14 protein-coding genes are annotated in these 15,696 nt (G+C 63.2%); 5 read left to right on the forward strand and 9 right to left on the reverse strand.

All coding sequences use genetic code 11. The features are described from left to right. From ppx to VQ045_RS09505, 5 genes are read right to left on the reverse strand one after another with little or no spacing between them, the layout of a single operon-like run. Positions 1-1,524 (reverse strand): exopolyphosphatase, encoded by a 1,524-nt coding sequence (gene ppx, locus VQ045_RS09485; RefSeq protein WP_327625550.1) that lies wholly within the window; start codon positions 1,522-1,524, stop codon positions 1-3. Continuing rightward, complete coding sequence (locus VQ045_RS09490; RefSeq protein ID WP_327625549.1) at positions 1,508-3,910, reverse strand: RNA degradosome polyphosphate kinase; 2,403 nt, start codon at positions 3,908-3,910, stop codon at positions 1,508-1,510. The genes ppx and VQ045_RS09490 overlap by 17 nt, the downstream gene beginning before the upstream one ends. Before the next feature lie 2 nt (positions 3,911-3,912). Further along, positions 3,913-4,626 (reverse strand): hypothetical protein, encoded by a 714-nt coding sequence (locus tag VQ045_RS09495; protein WP_327625548.1) that lies wholly within the window; start codon positions 4,624-4,626, stop codon positions 3,913-3,915. Between the two features lie 12 nt (positions 4,627-4,638). Continuing rightward, on the reverse strand, positions 4,639-5,805 hold the full coding sequence (locus VQ045_RS09500) for an AI-2E family transporter (protein WP_327625547.1): 1,167 nt from the start codon (positions 5,803-5,805) through the stop codon (positions 4,639-4,641). After that, positions 5,802-6,368, reverse strand: a complete 567-nt coding sequence (locus tag VQ045_RS09505) for a CDP-alcohol phosphatidyltransferase family protein (protein ID WP_331829939.1) — start codon at positions 6,366-6,368, stop codon at positions 5,802-5,804. The genes VQ045_RS09500 and VQ045_RS09505 overlap by 4 nt, the downstream gene beginning before the upstream one ends. A gap of 131 nt (positions 6,369-6,499) precedes the next feature. Here VQ045_RS09505 and purM point away from each other — a divergent pair, with 131 nt between their 5' ends. Further along, positions 6,500-7,567 carry a phosphoribosylformylglycinamidine cyclo-ligase gene (gene purM / locus VQ045_RS09510; protein WP_331829940.1) on the forward strand — a complete coding sequence of 356 codons (1,068 nt, stop codon included), beginning with the start codon at positions 6,500-6,502 and terminating at the stop codon, positions 7,565-7,567. Continuing rightward, positions 7,564-8,256, forward strand: coding sequence for a phosphoribosylglycinamide formyltransferase (purN, locus tag VQ045_RS09515; RefSeq protein WP_327625544.1), 693 nt, complete (start codon positions 7,564-7,566; stop codon positions 8,254-8,256). Before purM ends, purN begins: the two co-directional genes overlap by 4 nt. 608 nt (positions 8,257-8,864) lie before the next feature. Here purN and VQ045_RS09520 read toward each other — a convergent pair. The 3 genes from VQ045_RS09520 to VQ045_RS09530 form a co-directional block, all read right to left on the reverse strand. After that, the gene (locus tag VQ045_RS09520; RefSeq protein ID WP_331829941.1) at positions 8,865-9,095 is read right to left on the reverse strand and encodes a DUF433 domain-containing protein; all 231 of its coding nucleotides are present in this window, start codon (positions 9,093-9,095) and stop codon (positions 8,865-8,867) included. A gap of 46 nt (positions 9,096-9,141) precedes the next feature. Beyond that, entirely contained in the window at positions 9,142-11,253 is a 2,112-nt protein-coding gene (locus VQ045_RS09525) for a molybdopterin oxidoreductase family protein (protein WP_331829942.1), read from the reverse strand. A gap of 163 nt (positions 11,254-11,416) precedes the next feature. Next, entirely contained in the window at positions 11,417-12,529 is a 1,113-nt protein-coding gene (locus VQ045_RS09530; protein ID WP_327624580.1) for an alkene reductase, read from the reverse strand. Between the two features lie 164 nt (positions 12,530-12,693). Here VQ045_RS09530 and VQ045_RS09535 point away from each other — a divergent pair, with 164 nt between their 5' ends. From VQ045_RS09535 to VQ045_RS09545, 3 genes are all read left to right on the forward strand, one after another. Next, positions 12,694-13,572 (forward strand): 23S rRNA (adenine(2030)-N(6))-methyltransferase RlmJ, encoded by an 879-nt coding sequence (locus tag VQ045_RS09535; protein ID WP_331829943.1) that lies wholly within the window; start codon positions 12,694-12,696, stop codon positions 13,570-13,572. Between the two features lie 65 nt (positions 13,573-13,637). Beyond that, positions 13,638-14,174 carry a hypothetical protein gene (locus VQ045_RS09540; RefSeq protein WP_331829944.1) on the forward strand — a complete coding sequence of 179 codons (537 nt, stop codon included), beginning with the start codon at positions 13,638-13,640 and terminating at the stop codon, positions 14,172-14,174. Positions 14,175-14,189: 15 nt separating this feature from the next. Continuing rightward, complete coding sequence (locus VQ045_RS09545) at positions 14,190-14,789, forward strand: glutathione S-transferase family protein (protein WP_331829945.1); 600 nt, start codon at positions 14,190-14,192, stop codon at positions 14,787-14,789. A 37-nt stretch (positions 14,790-14,826) separates the two neighbouring features. Here the strand turns inward: VQ045_RS09545 and VQ045_RS09550 are convergent, their stop codons facing one another. Beyond that, positions 14,827-15,495 (reverse strand): outer membrane protein, encoded by a 669-nt coding sequence (locus VQ045_RS09550; RefSeq protein ID WP_327646464.1) that lies wholly within the window; start codon positions 15,493-15,495, stop codon positions 14,827-14,829. Positions 15,496-15,696 lie beyond the last annotated feature (201 nt).

The following is a 15,696-nucleotide window of genomic DNA, read 5'->3' on the forward strand; positions in this document are numbered from 1 at the left end:
CTACCGCACTTCCATGCGCAGTGTCTTGTCGACGGTCTTGGCGAATTGCTGGAGGCGGCCTTCGGGCCGCTCCCCGATCAGCGCGGCGAGTGCGCGCGGGATCACCAGCGTGAAGCCGCCGCGTGGATCCTGCGCCCATTTCAACTGATCGAGCACGCCCGGCATCGACGCCGTCAACAGATAGGTCGCGCGAAACAGCGATGCGAGAATGCGGGCACGCGTCATCAGTCGGTCCTCGATCAGACGCTCGAGTTCGGGCAGCTGCATCTGCTCGAAACTGCCCTCGTGCCGGTAGTAATTGGTCAGGCCTAGATAGGCTCGGCCGCGATGGTCGACGGCCGGAAAGGCGGCATGGGCGATGATCGAGAGGGATTGCTTGCCGCGATAGTCCGGATGGGCGCGCCAGCCGATATCGGCGAGAAGACAGGCGGCTTCGCGCAGCCGCTCCTCGTCCTCGGTTTCCTCGATGCCAAACGCCTCGAAGGTGCGCCGGCTCCATTCGACGAGTTCCAGGGCATGGGTGGGCGAGCGGGACCGCAGGATCGATAATTCGCGCGCGGATTCGATCAGCGGGTCCTTGGCCTTTTCCGCGTCCGGTAGCAGCGAATAAAGATAGCCCTCGCGCACACCAAGTGCCGACATCACGATCTTTGACGGCTTGATGTGACGCATGACGCTTTTCAGCGCGACGGCGCCATAGGCGAGCAGTGGTCGGCGCGATTTCGAGACCGCGCTGATTCCCTGCAGCTTCTCGGGATCGCCGCGCAGGATGGTGTCGAGGAAATCCTCGATCCCGGAGGCGTCGATCTCGTAGCCATGCATAACGTGCAACGGGTATTTGGTCTGTGCCATGTGCAGCTTGGCCAAGTTGCGCCATGTGCCCCCGACAGCGAAGAAGGGACGCCCCTCACCTTTTCCGGCAAGAGCGCAGGCGGCCAGGTGGCTGTCGGCGATGGCCTGCGCCCGCGAAAGATCTCCCTCGGCGAGATCGCGCAGACGCAGACCGCCGAGCGGAAGAGTCAGTCCCCCTTCGAACTGCCCGTCATGAATGTCGACCAATTCGAGACTGCCGCCGCCGAGATCACCACCGATGCCGGCGGGCGTATGGAAACCCGCCAGCACGCCCTCGGCCGCATAGCGCGCCTCGTCGGCGCCCGACAGGATTGAAATCCGGGAACCGATCGCTTCTTCAGCCGCGACGATGAAATCCGGCCCATTCTGGGCTTCGCGCGCGGCCGCTGTCGCGATCGGATGGAGTTCGACGACATGGGCCTGCTCAGCAAGCTTGCGAAAGCGCCTGAGCGCGGCCAACGCGCTATCGATGGCTTGCGGATCGAGCCGGTTGGTCTGGGTCAGCCCCTTGCCCAACCCGCTCAGAACCTTTTCGTTGAACAGGACCGTCAAGGTCCGGCAGTTGCCTTCGTAGATGACCAGACGAACGGAGTTCGACCCGATATCGACGACGCCAACGGGTCGGCGGTCCTGAAGCCGGCCCTGGGCTATCGGCTCAGTCGAAGCGCGCATGGTCCGCGCGCTGCCGCGCGATGAGTTTTGGGGCATCCGTTTTCAGTGCTTTCCCGCGCCCCGACAGACTCGGATTGGTCATGAAATAACGTTGGGCGTTGAACGGCTGTTCACCCGGCGAAGGAAAGATATGGCGCGACGTCCCATCGGCGGCGACCGACCAGCTCTGCTGATTGTCGAGAATGTTGCCGAGCATGATCTGCGACAGCACCTGACTGTGGACGGTCGGCGTGGTGATGGGCACCAGTGTCTCGACCCGGCGGTCAAGATTGCGCGGCATCATGTCGGCCGAGCCCATATAGACGATCGCCGCCTCGGAGGGCAGTCCCTGCCCATTGCCGAAGCAGAAGATACGGCTGTGCTCGAGGAACCGGCCGACGATCGATTTGACGCGGATATTGTCTGACAGGCCGGGCACACGCGGTCGCAGACAACAGATGCCGCGCACCACGAGGTCGATCTCGACGCCCGCCTGGCTTGCCCTGTAGAGCGCATCGATGATCGCCGGGTCGACTAGCGAATTCATCTTCATCCAGATCTGGCCCGGACGTCCCGCCCGCACATGAGCGACCTCGTCCTCGATGTGTCCGACGATTCGGCTGCGCATCGTCAGCGGCGAGATGGCGAGCTTCTTGACCTCGGCCGGTTCGGCGTAGCCAGTGATGTAGTTGAACACCAGCTGGACGTCATGTGCGATGTCCGGGTCGGCGGTGAAGTAGGACAAGTCCGTATAGATTCTCGCGGTGATCGGATGGTAGTTGCCGGTGCCGATGTGAACGAAGTTCACAAGCTTTCCATCCTCCCGCCGAACGATCAGCGATAGCTTCGCGTGGGTCTTCTTTTCGATGAAGCCGAAAACCACCTGGACGCCCGCCCGCTCCAGATCGCGGGCCCAGCGGATATTGGCCTCCTCGTCGAACCGCGCCTTCAGCTCGACCAGCGCCGTCACCGACTTGCCGGATTCGGCGGCGTCGACCAGCGCCCGGACGATCGGGGACTCGTTCGACGTGCGATAAAGCGTCTGCTTGATCGCGATGACGTTCGGGTCCTGCGCCGCCTGCCGAAGGAACTGCACGACCACGTCGAACGATTCATACGGATGATGGACGATGATGTCCTTCTCGCGGATGGCCGCGAAGCAATCGCCATTGTGTTCGCGGATCCGCTCGGGAAAGCGCGGAATGTAGGGTTTGAACTTCAGATCGTCGCGCGGCAATTTGCAGATCTGCGACACCGAATCGAGCGCCAGCATGCCGTCCATGACCGAGACGCGCGACTCCGGCACCGCCAGTTCGCCCGCGACGAAATTGCGCAGCGTCTCCGGCATGACCGAATCGAACTCGATCCGGATTACCGACCCGCGGCGTCGCCGCTTCAAGGCGCTTTCGAAATGGCGGACGAGATCCTCGGCCTCTTCCTCGACCTCGATATCGCTGTCGCGAATGATACGGAAGGTCCCCGCGCCCTTGACCCTGTACCCTGGAAACAATCGACCTATAAACAATGCGACGATGCTCTCCAGCGGCACCAGGCGCAGGAGCCCCTTGTCAGTCGGCGGCATCTCGATAAATCGCTGCAGCGCCGGCGGCAGGCGCAAAAGCGCGTTCATGGGCTGGGAATCGCGCTCGCGCAGCAGGGCGAGAGCGATCGAGAAGCCCAGATTGGGAATGAATGGAAACGGATGCGCCGGGTCGACCGACAGCGGCGTCAGGACCGGGAAGATCGTCTCGTCGAAATGCTTCTCCAGCCAGGCCCGGTCGTCGCGCTTGAGATCGCCAGCGCCGACGATCTGGATGCGCTCCTGCCGCAGTTCCTTGACGAGTTCGGCCAGCGATGCCTGTTGTTCCCCCTGCAGATGCCCCACATCATCGAGAATCCGGTCGAGCTGTTCCTGCGGCGTCAGGCCGTCGATGCTGCGGACGGTGATTTTCTCGCGCACCTGACCGGCGAGACCGGCCACCCGGACCATGAAGAATTCGTCGAGATTGTCAGCCGAGATCGACAGGAAGCGAATGCGCTCGAGCAAGGGATGCGAGGAGTTCTGCGATTCCTCGAGCACGCGGCGGTTGAACTGAAGCCACGAAATCTCCCGATTGATGAAACGGTCCGCCGGCAACTCGCTGTCGGCCGGCCGGTCGTTGTTCGCCGCCGCCTCCACCTCCGCCGGTGGTGTTTCCAGGATGACCGAAGCCTCCGACAGGATCGGCGTGGTCTCGCCCGCATCCCGCTCCGGGACCGCCGATGCCGCGGCGTTGTCGACGCTCGCCGGCGTGTCGGTCGGAACCTCAGCAGCCGTTTCCTGCCGCCCTGTTGCCGCGCCAGCCATAGGCTTGCGCGTGCGGGATTTCCTCGATTTGGCCCGGGGCGCCGGTGATGCTGTATCCATGATCAGTCCTCCGTCGCGCCCGGGTAGCGGGCCGGCACGACCGCCTGATGACGCACCGCTTCGCTCTCGCGGTCAAGCACCCGCTTGAGAAGGCGCGTGCTTATGCGCTCCTTGGAAGCCAACGCCTCGCGATCGACGGCGGCGACGACGCGGCGGGCTGAATCGAGCGAGCGCTCCATTCGCTCGGCCAGATAGCGGACCATCCGCGGCGCTATGTCGAGCTGGCGGTCGGCGAAAAGTTTGACCAGGACGCCGGCCAAAAGGTCGTCGTCGGGGGCTCCAAGCTCGGCGATCGTCGCCGCGCAAAGGCGCGAGCGAAGATCGCTAAGCGTGAATGCCATTCCCGCCGGCGGCGTCCGGCTTGTCGCAAGCACGCTCCCGGCTCCCAGCCGCGCGGCGTTGACGAGGCCGAACAGGTCGGTTTCCGACAAGTGCGAGCGATCGAGATCGTCGACGACGATGCGAAATCCCGACTGGTCGAGATGGGCGGCCATAGCGCCGGCTTCGGCGATCCGCGCCCCGGCCCGCTCCGCCCATACATTGGCGAGATGCGTCTTGCCCGCTCCGGGCGGTCCCACGATCACCAACACCGAATGCCGCCAATGTGGCCAGGTGTCGACAGCCTCGACAGCGAGCCGGTTCGACGCCGAGACGATGAGATCCTCACGGGCGTGCGAGGCGGCGTGGGGAAGATCGAGAGGGAGTTGCGACGGCATGGCGGCCTTGCCCTATTCGCCGGCACCCGAGCGAGGTTCGGCGCTAATCACCTTCGGAGCCGGAGATTCCTCGACCGTCACGCAAGTGGCATTCTCCGGGGGCGACGGCGGGCCATAATACATCTCGCTTTGTAAATATTGCGTAATTGCAAAGCGGGCCAGAACGCCAACCGCTGCCGCGGCGGGGACGGCGATCAAGAGACCGACGAAACCAAACAGGGCGCCGAAGGCGAACAGCGCGAACATCAGCCAGACCGGATGCAAGCCGACCGAGGCCCCGACCAGCTTCGGCTGCAGGATGTTGCCCTCGAAAAACTGTCCGACGAAGAAAATCGTCGCGACGGCGACGATCCAGATCCAGTCCGGCCAGAACTGCACCAGCGCCACGCCGACGGCGAGCACAAGGCCGACGGTCGAGCCGATATAGGGGATGAACGAGATCAGCCCCGCGAACAGGCCGATCAGCAACCCGAAATTGAGCCCGGTGAGCGTCAGTCCGATGGCATAGAAGGTGCCGAGGATCAGGCTGACGCTGCCTTGGCCACGAAGGAAGCCGGCCACCGAACGGTCGATGTCGTGCGCCAGATGCCGAACGGTCGTGGTGTGCTGGCGCGGGATCCAGGAATCGACCTTCGCGATCATCCGATCCCAGTCGAGCAGGAGATAGAAGGCGACGACCGGCGTCACCACGAACAATGCCACGAAATTGACCACAGCCAGCGACGAGGTCCAGACAGAGCCGAGGAAGGAGGTGATGAACCCGGTTCCCTCATTGACGATCTTGGCAAAATCCTGCTTCAGATTGCTCTCTTCTCCCGAGAATAGAAACGCCAGCGGCCCGCTTCGCGCTGCGGTGGCCAAGCCCTGCAACCGATCGAGATAATCCGGAACGCGCTCTGCGAAACTGGCAATCTGACTGCCGATAACCGGCACGAGAATCAGCACGGCGGCAATGAAGGTCGCCGCGAACAGAACAAGGATGACGACCGTCGCCGCCACCCGCGAAAAGCCGTGGCGCTCGAACCAGTCCGCGACGGGATCGAGGAAATAGGCGATCACCATACCGAGGACGAAGGGCAGCAGAATCCCGGAAAACAGCCATAGCAGCAATACGGCCAGAACCGCAGCTGAGCTCCAGAAGAACACCTGCCGGCGGATCAGCGCACTTCGGTCGTTCATGTCGGATCACCTTCCTCACGCCCGGGATGCCCCTCGGAGGCCATGTGCCGAAGCCAATCAACGAGATAGGCGGCGGCCGACAGTCCGGTCAAGAGCGCTGTGATGCCGACGAGAACGGCAATGAGCAGGTTAAGCTGGAGGCCGAAAGCCGGCTCCGCAAGAGCCACCGCCGCTAACATGAGTTGCGCCAGGGTGGTCATTTTGGAGACCAGCAGCGGACGCACCTTCACAGGCTGTCCCATGACGTAGGACAGAAGCACGGCGGCGATGATGAGAAGGTCGCGGCTGACCACCGCCACCGCCAACCAGGCCGGCAGCTGGTCGAGCAGGCTAAGGCCGACGAAGACCGAAATCAGCAAAGCCTTGTCGGCGAGCGGATCGAGGTAAAGGCCGAGGGTGGACTGCTGATCGAAGTGGCGCGCGATCGCCCCGTCGACGGCATCCGAGATGCCCGCGAGAATGAAGATCAGAAAGGCAAGCTGCCAATCGCCGTCGATCAATGCCCAGACCAGAATCGGGACGCCGAGAAGCCGGGCGATCGAGATGAAATTCGGGACCGTCATGCAACCGCGCCAGTCGTTGAAGAAAACCGCTCGCTCGCCCACCGATACATCGTGACAATTCCTCGCGCCATGGCTTCGGGTCTTGCTCACGGGCCGCTATCATGTCAACTCGGCGGAAACGGGCGGGGACCATGACCGACACGAGCAACTCTCTGACTTACCGGGACGCCGGCGTCGATATCGACGCCGGCAATGAGCTTGTGCAGCGGATCAAGCCGCATGTGCGCTCGACGCGGCGCCGCGGCGCCGACGGCGAAATCGGCGGCTTTGGCGGCCTCTTCGACCTCAAGGCGGCCGGCTTCGACGACCCGCTGCTGGTCGCGGCGAATGACGGCGTCGGCACGAAGCTCAGAATCGCCATCGAGACCGGCCTGCACGAGACGATCGGCGTCGATCTCGTCGCCATGTGCGTCAACGATCTCGTTGTCCAGGGCGCCGAGCCGCTGTTCTTCCTCGATTATTACGCCACCGGCCGGCTCGACCCGTCCGAAGGCGAGGCCATCGTCAAAGGCATCGCGAGCGGCTGCCGCCAGGCCGGATGCGCGCTGATCGGCGGCGAAACCGCCGAGATGCCGGGCCTTTATGCCGACAAGGACTACGATCTGGCCGGCTTTGCCGTCGGCGCGGTCGAGCGCGGCCGCCTGCTCCCGGCCGGTACGATCGAAGCTGGTGACATGATCCTCGGGCTCGCGTCCTCCGGGGTTCACTCGAATGGCTATTCGCTGGTTCGCCGCATCGTCGAGCGGTCCGGCGCGCGCTATGGCGACTCGGCACCCTTCGACGCCGACCGAACGCTGGGCGAAGCCCTGATCGAACCGACCCGCATCTATGTCAAAGCGCTGCTTTCGGCCTTCGCCGAGACGAACGGCATCAAGGCGCTGGCGCATATCACTGGCGGCGGCTTCGTCGAAAACATTCCACGAGTTCTGCCGGAAACGCTGAGGGCCGACATCGACCTGTTCGCGGTTCCGGTACCGCCGGTGTTCGCCTGGCTCGCCAAGGAAGGCGGCATCGCGGAACTGGAAATGCTGCGCACCTTCAATTGCGGCATCGGCATGATCGTCGTCGTGTCCGAGGCCGACGCGGCGACGGTCAGCGCGATCCTGCAGAAAGCCGGCGAAACCGTCGTGCCGCTCGGGCGCATCCTGCCGCGCAAGGACGCGGCGGTGACCTTCAACGGCGCGTTGCCGCTACCATGAACGCGGTCCGCCGGCAGAGGATCGCGATCCTGATCTCCGGACGCGGCACCAATATGAGCGCCTTGGCCGCCGCCTCGATGGATCCGGCCTATCCGGGCCAGATCGTCGGTGTCATCGCCAACCACGCCGACGCGCCGGGTCTCGAAACGGCGGAGCGCTCGGGCATCACGGCCATTGCCGTCGAACAGGGCGCCTTCGCCGATCGCGCCAAGCACGAGGCTGCGGTCCTCAAGGCGCTGGACGACCTCAAGCCGGACGTCGTCTGCCTTGCCGGCTACATGCGGATTTTGTCGGAAGGCTTCGTGCGGCGCTACAGCGGGCGCCTGATCAACATCCACCCGTCGCTGCTGCCGCTGTTTCCCGGTCTGGACTCCCATAGGCGGGCGCTGGCGACGGGAATGCGAATCCACGGCTGCACGGTCCATTTCGTCACCGAGCGTATGGACGAGGGGCCGATCATCGCCCAGGCGGCGATCGCGATCGAGCCGGACGACACCGCCGAGACGCTGGGGGCGCGACTGTTGCGGGCCGAGCACCGGCTTTATCCGCATGCGCTGAAGCTGGTGCTCGACGGCACCGTGCGCATGTCGAACGGCCGGACGATCACCAAGGGCTCGCGGAAATTGGCGGAGCACAACACGGCCGACGCGCCGCATATTCTCGTGTCGCCGGACGCCCGGCGGGATTGAAACGGGATTGAGAATTCAGCACAATTCAATCTGATCCACGCACTACCACACAACAGTCACGTCTGGATTCATTTACGATTTTGCATTATATTGCGATGAATTAGGAATATATTGGCGCCCAATGAAAAATACTGGAAATCGACTGGGGCATTCGCTTCGCTTTTGGCTCGGCGTGGTTATATCATTCTATATATTCTTGCTTGCATTCAGTTATTTATTTAACATTGTATACCCCATTCCTGATTTTCATGACAGGTCTGAAATTGGGTGCTATTGGACCAACGCTCTGTTTGTCTACGCGGAATGCCAGGGGTTTTTTGGCGCGAACATCATTGCATTTGTTCGATCATTTTTTATATTGTCGATTCAATTATCCCCTATTATAATTTCCTATCCATTGATTGGAATTATATATCTCCTTATTTTTGTCGGTGGATTGGTATTATTTTTATGGTTAGGCGAAAGGGCGTTTTTGTGGTCCAAGACTGCTTGGCTGCGGCGAATTTCGCGTGATTGATTATTCTGGCGCAGCGCTTTGATTGCCCTGGGATAAAGAATAGCGAGACGATCGTAGAGTTTAAGGCTGAAATTCTGGTCGAGGGATAGGCTTACTGTGCCGCCGTGATCGTATGGCGCTCCCGATCGGCGGCATAGCTCAAGGCCGCGCGGATATCAGCCTCCGTCAATTCGGGGAAATCATCCAGAATTTCCCCATTGCTCATACCGGACGAGAGCCAGCCAAGAACATCGGCGACCGCAATGCGGGTACCACGGATGGTCGGGCGCCCGCCGCGGATGTTCGGATCGAGAGTGATATGACCATCGGGCGACTGACGCATTGGTTTTAAGACCCTTTTCCCGTCGCAAGCGGCATAAGATCACCCTTTACGCGCTGGTTTTCAACCACACCCGATTGTCATGAAACGCCGCGCCGCCGAAGGGCGCCACCGGATCGGCACCGGTGAGCGTGTTGATCCCCTCCTCGTCGAGGAAATCGGTATTCGCCCAGATCCCCTCATGAACGAGAACGCCGGGCTTGACGGTCTCGGTGATGGTCAGCGCCAGCCGAACCTCGCCCCGCTCATTGCCGATCGTCACGATATCGCCCGCGACCAGCCCCTCACGTGCGGCGTCTTCGGGATGGATCATGAGTTCCGGCGCCCCTTCCCGCGACCGCGAACCGGTCGTCTCGGCGAAAGTCGAATTCAGGAACTGCCGCGCCGGTGACGTCGCGAGTCGATAGGGATGCGACGCGTCGGCCGCCTCGATCAGCTCGGCATGATCGGGAAAGGCCGGCAAGTCGGCAACCGGTCCTTGGAGTCCGAGGCTATCCGGCGGCCGGTTCGGCGCCATCGCGCCGATCCAGTCGGGCTTGAACCGGAACTTGCCGTCCGGCCAGGCGAAACCATTCAGGAAATGCGCCTCCTCGAAGGGCGGCTGGCAGTCGATCCAACGGTCGCGTTTCAGCCCGTCGTAACCCTCGGTGTGGCCGGCGGCCTTCACCATGTTGTCGACGAGTTGGCGTTCGCTGAGGCCGAAACCCGGCCGGTCGGCGACGCCGAGGCGTTTGGCCAGTTCCTCGAAGACGAAATGGTTGGTCCGCACGGTTTCCGGCGGCTCGACGAGCTTCGGGCCCAGCACGATGTGGTTCTGGCCGCCGCCGCGATAGATGTCATCATGCTCCAGAAACATCGTCGCCGGGAGCACCAGATCGGCGAGCTTGGCCGTATCGGTCATGAACTGCTCGTGGACGCAGGTGAACAGGTCGTCCCGCGCGAAACCCCGCCGCACCAGCCGCTGCTCCGGGCAGACATTGGCCGGGTTGGTGTTCTGGATCAGCATAGCGGTGACAGGCGGCCCGCCGGACAGCGCCTCCGCATCGCCGGTCAGCGCCGCCCCGATCCGGCACTGGTCGATAAAGCGGATCGCGGGGTCGCGATAGGCGGTGCCCATGATCTCGCTCTTGTCGAGGCCGAAGATGTCCGAGTTCGAGTGGAAGGCGCCTCCACCCTCATATTGCCAATGGCCGTAGACCGCCGGGATCGACATTGCCGCATGCATCGCCACCGCGCCGTTGCGCTGGCGGGTAAAGCCGTAGCCGAGGCGGAAATAGCTGCGCTGCGTGCGGCCGATCAGCGCCGCGAAGGCCTCGATCTCCTCGACGCCGAGCCCCGTGATCGCCGCCGCCCATTGCGGCGTGCGGGTCGCCAGATGCGCTTCCAGTCCGGCCGGGTCGTCGGTGAAGCGGGCGAGATAATCGCGGTCCGCCGTCCCATCGCGAAAGGCAATGTGCATCAGCGCACAGGCCAGCGCCCCGTCTGTACCTGGCCTGAGCTTCAGCGCCAAGTCGGCCTGCTTCATCGTCGCGTTGTCGTAGACGTCGATGACGACGATCTTGGCTCCGCGCTCCTTGCGGGCTTTGGCCGCGTGGGTCATCACGTTGACCTGCGTCGCCACCGCGTTGGTGCCCCAGATGATCACGCAGTCGGACTTGGCCATCTCGCGCGGGTCGGCGCCGCGCATGGCGCCGGCACCGACGAACCAGCCGGTCCAAGCCATGTTGGTGCAGATCGTGTCGAACTGGCCGGAATAGCGCTTGGCGTGGCGCAGCCGGTGGATGCCGTCGCGCTGTACCAGGCCCATCGTCCCGGCATATTGATAGGGCCAGACCGTCTCGGACCCATGCCTGGCCTCGGCCTTGATGAATTCCTCGGCCACCAGATCAAGCGCGTCGTCCCAGCCGATCTCGCGCCAGCCGCCCTCGCCTTTCGCGCCGACCCGCTGCAGCGGTTTCAGCAACCGGTCCTTGTGATGGATCCGCTCGGCATAGCGGGCGACCTTGGCGCAGATGACGCCGGCCGTGTAGTCGTTCGCCGCCGCACCACGCACGCGGCCGATCGTGCGGCTATCGAGCACCTCGACGTCGAGAGCGCAGGTGGATGGGCAATCATGCGGGCAGGCTGAGTGCCCGATGGTGACGGGGAGCGGCTTGTTCATGCCTGATCCATACCGCAGCCGGCCGCGCCGCCAAAATTCATTTTGGCGATCGCATCCATTCGCGGCGCGGTCGAAGCCGCCGGTGCTGATTTGCGCACCGGGCAAGAAAAAGGGCCGGAACGCGCGTTCCGACCCTCGTCATGCGGATTTCGCCGTCGCCCGATCAGGCGGCCTCGGCGTAGCGGGCGCGTTCTTCATCGCTCAGCGCGGGATAGTCCAGGTAGCCCTCCCTGGCGCCGCCATAGAAGGTGGCCTCGTTCCACTCGGCCAGCGGCGCGCCGATTTCGAGCCGCGCGACCAGATCCGGATTGGAGATGAAGGGCCGGCCGAAGCAGATGAGATCGGCCTCATCCGCCTCGATACGCTCGATGGCGAGCTCGCGGTCGTAGCGGTTGTTGCCCATGTAGAGACCGTCGAAATGGTCCTTCAGCGTCCATGCCTTGAAGGCGTGCGGATCGCGCTCGGTCCGCGTCGCGCCCTCGATGACATGGAGATAGACGAGCTTACGCTTCGACAATTCCTCGACATAGCGGGTGAACAGCGGCTCCGGATCGCTGTCGCGAAGATCGTTGGCCGGGCTCACCGGCGAGATGCGGATGCCGACCCGGTCGGCGCCCCAGACCTTGACCACGGCGTCGACGACTTCCAGCGGGAAGCGCATGCGGTTTTCGATCGAGCCGCCGTAATCGTCGGTCCGCTGGTTGGCGCCGTCGCGCAGGAACTGGTCGAGCAGATAGCCATTGGCCGAGTGGATCTCGACGCCGTCGAAGCCCGCCGCCTTAGCGTTTTCCGCCGCCTTCACATAGTCGGCGACGATGCGCGGCAGTTCGTCCCGGTCAAGCGCCCGCGGGGTCTCTGCGTCCTTGAGGCCATTGGCGGTAAAGGCCTGCATCTGCGGTTTGATCGCCGACGGGGCGACGGGGAGCGCGCCGCCCGGCTGCAAATCGGGATGCGAAACCCGCCCGACATGCCAGAGCTGCAGGACCATCTTGCCGCCCTCTGCATGGACGGCATCCGTCACCTTCTTCCAGGCCGCGACCTGCGCGTCGGAAAAAATGCCCGGCGTCCAGGCATAGCCACGTCCTTCGGGCGAAATGTTCGTCGCCTCGGCAATGATCAGCCCGGCGCTCGCGCGCTGGCGATAATATTCCACGTGAAGGTCGTTCGGCACGCCTGCTTCATTGGCGCGGCTGCGGGTCAACGGCGCCATGACGACGCGGTTGGCGAGCTTTATCGGGCCGAGATCGACGGGCTGAAACAGTTTCGACTGAACCATTGCGGTGTCCTTTCGTGAATGCCAAGACGGGCGAAGATGGGCGTCATGTCGCAGCCCAAGATGGGACTTTGCCGCAGCGCGGTAAGGGCTATGAACGCAGCGTTCGCCGCGAAAGCTCCTGTTCAGGCGCTGGCGTGCCCCCTGAACCCTAAGGGGGTACGGCCATGTGGCCCCCTGCAGCGCAAGAGAACGGCAGCAGGATGAACTACCGTCATGCCTATCACGCGGGAAACTTCGCGGACGTCGTGAAGCATGTGCTGATGAGCCGGCTGATCGAATACCTGAAGCGCAAGGACAAACCGTTTCGCGTCTTCGACACCCACGCCGGACGCGGTCTTTACGCCCTATCCGCCAACGAAGCGGTTCGAACCGGCGAGCATGCCGAGGGCATTGGCCGCCTGCGCGCTGCCGCCGAATTGACGACAAACCCGCTCTTCGAGCCTTATTTCACCGCGTTGCAGCCGGACTTGGAACAGGAACGTTATCCTGGCTCGCCGTTGATCGCGCGACGCCTCTTGCGCCCAAAGGATCGTTTGTCCGCCTACGAGCTTCATCCCGAGGAGGCGACGGTATTGAAAGCAGTCTTCGTCGGCGACATCCAGACCAAGGCGATCGAACTCGACGGCTGGCTCGCGCTTGGCTCGCACGTGCCGCCGAAGGAAAAGCGCGGACTCGTTCTGATCGACCCCCCCTTCGAAAAGCCGAGCGAGGTCGAAGATATCGTCACGGGGCTCAAGAATGCACTGCGCCGCTGGCCTGGCGGCATTTACGCCATCTGGTACCCGTTGAAACACCGGGAGACGGTGGATGCGCTGCATGACGGACTGCGAACGCTCGGCATCGCCGACATGGTAACGGCTGAATTTTTCCGCGAGCCATATTCGGCGGACCAGCGCTTCGTCGGCACCGGGATGGCGGTGATCAACCCGCCCTTCGTGTTCGCCGAGGAAGCCGAAGCGATCATGAAAGCCCTGCTGCCGGTGCTGGGACGCGGCCCCGGCGCAACATATGAGGTTTTTGCGCCTCCTCCCGCCAAGCCCTGACGGCGCCTACGTCGTTTTCATGCTAATTGTCGACAGGATCAGTCCTATCGCAGCGAGTTCCCATCATGCGCCGTCTCCTTACCGCTTTTCTCTCCGCGTCCCTCGCCAGTTTGGCGACGGCCGGCCCGACGACCGCCGCCGACATGCAACGCTTGCAGGCGCCGGCCGTCGCGAGTGCCAATGTTCCGGCCTGCGGCGACGCCGACGTGCTGGCCGAGGTCGAGGACCAGTTCGAATATGGCGCCCCACGTATGCTCGAAACCAAGCTCGAAATCCTCGAATTCAGCGGCATGATCGAGACCGGCTATTTCCCGCAAAAGCTGGACGAGCCCCTCCCCAGCAGTCCGATCGAGCGCCGCTACTGCCAGGCGACCGCGCAGATTTCCGACGGCAAGCACCGGACGGTTTACTACGTCATCGAGCACCCGATGGGCTTTGCCGCGGCGGGCGGCCATCTCGGCAGGTTCTCGCCGGTGAAATCCTGGCGGGCCGAGGGCTGCGTGCTGGGACTTGACGAGTGGCACATCTATGGCGCCGATTGCCAGTCGCTTCGCCGGTTCCCGGCGGCGGGGCGCACCAGTCCCGGCTATGTCGCGAAATAAGGTCGATCCATCACCATGCGTCTGTATTATTCCTCCGCCTCTCCGTTCGCGGCCAAGGCCCGCATGGCCGCACGCCATTGCGGGATCGAGATCGAAAGCGTCGCTGTCGACACGTCGGCCGAGCCGGTCGAACTCACCTCCGCCAATCCGCTCGGCAAGATCCCCGTGCTGGTCCTCGACGACGGCACCTCGGTCTACGACAGCCGCGTCATCTGCGATTTGTTCGACCGGATGAGCGGCAACCAGCTCGTCCCGCAAGAACTCGACGCCTGGCGGTCGGTCAAGACCTTCGAGGCCGCCGCCGACGGGGTCGGCGACGCGCTGATTCTCACTGTCTACGAAGTGCGTTACCGGCCGGAGGAAAAGCGCCATCAGGCTTGGGTCGACAAACAGATGCGCAAGGCCGATCGCGGCCTGGCGTTCCTCGAAGACCATATCGACGAACTCTCCGACGAGCCGACGACCGCTCATTTCGCGCTGGCGGGCCTGCTCGGCTGGATGGCATTCCGCTTTGCCGGGAAAATCGAGAGCGAGCGGCCGAAGCTCGCGCAATGGCTCAAGCAATTCCCCGAGAGCTTCCCGGACTACGACGAATTGCAGCCCCGCGCGGCGTAAGGGTCCGACGCCAGGGCGCCCGACGGTCCGGCCGGCATCAGAATTTCAGCGCGATGCCGGCGCGGATCGAGTGCTCGTCGAAGCCCGACGAGATGCTGGTATTGCCAAGGTCGTAGGTCTCGCTGCCGAAATCGGAATAGCGATATTCGAGCCGCGACGTGACGCTGTCGGAAATCTTGGCCTCGATCCCGGCGCCGAGCGTATAGCCGATGCTGGTCTGGCTGTCGGATGCTCCGCCCAGGGACAACTCGTTGCGAGACGCGGCGACGCCGCCGGTCGCGAAGACGAGGAACGGGTCGACCGCAACACCGGCCCGCGCCCGCAGCGATCCAAAAATATTCGTTTCAGCGTCGATCGGCGCTCCGACAGCACCATTAAAGCCGCGGCCGTCCACACCCGAGCCGCCGATATCGGCCTCGATCCCGTAAACGATGCGATCGGTCTGCAGATTGTAGCCGGTGTAGACACCTCCGACGAAGCCGTCGCCGTCAAACGTGGCTCCGCCGGACTGATCGAAATTGGACGTGTTGTAGCCGACGAAAGCGCCCGCATACGGGCCAGACCATAAGTGAATCGGAACGGACGGGGCGAGCGGGGCCGGAACGGGTGGCTGCGGGCTGTCGAAGACCGCATCAGCCGCATGGGCCGACGTTGCCAGCAGTGCGACGGTCAAGCTCACCATCAAATGTCGAAGCGGCGTCACCATTGGGCTTCTCCTCTCTTCAACCGACCACATTCTGCTCTCATCGAGCCGAGCGGGTCCGGAACGCTCTCGTCAAAATGACATCGCATTCATCGTCAGTAGATGGGGTGCGTTGTGTGAGGCGAACAGGACCTGCCTCGGGCCATGGTGTGGCGATCGATGAATTTTTTATCGTCGTTGCCGATTTGCAACTTGGACGTCATC

The organism is Aurantimonas sp. E1-2-R+4, assembly GCF_036549515.1.
In the GTDB taxonomy this organism is placed as follows: domain Bacteria; phylum Pseudomonadota; class Alphaproteobacteria; order Rhizobiales; family Rhizobiaceae; genus Aurantimonas; species Aurantimonas coralicida_A.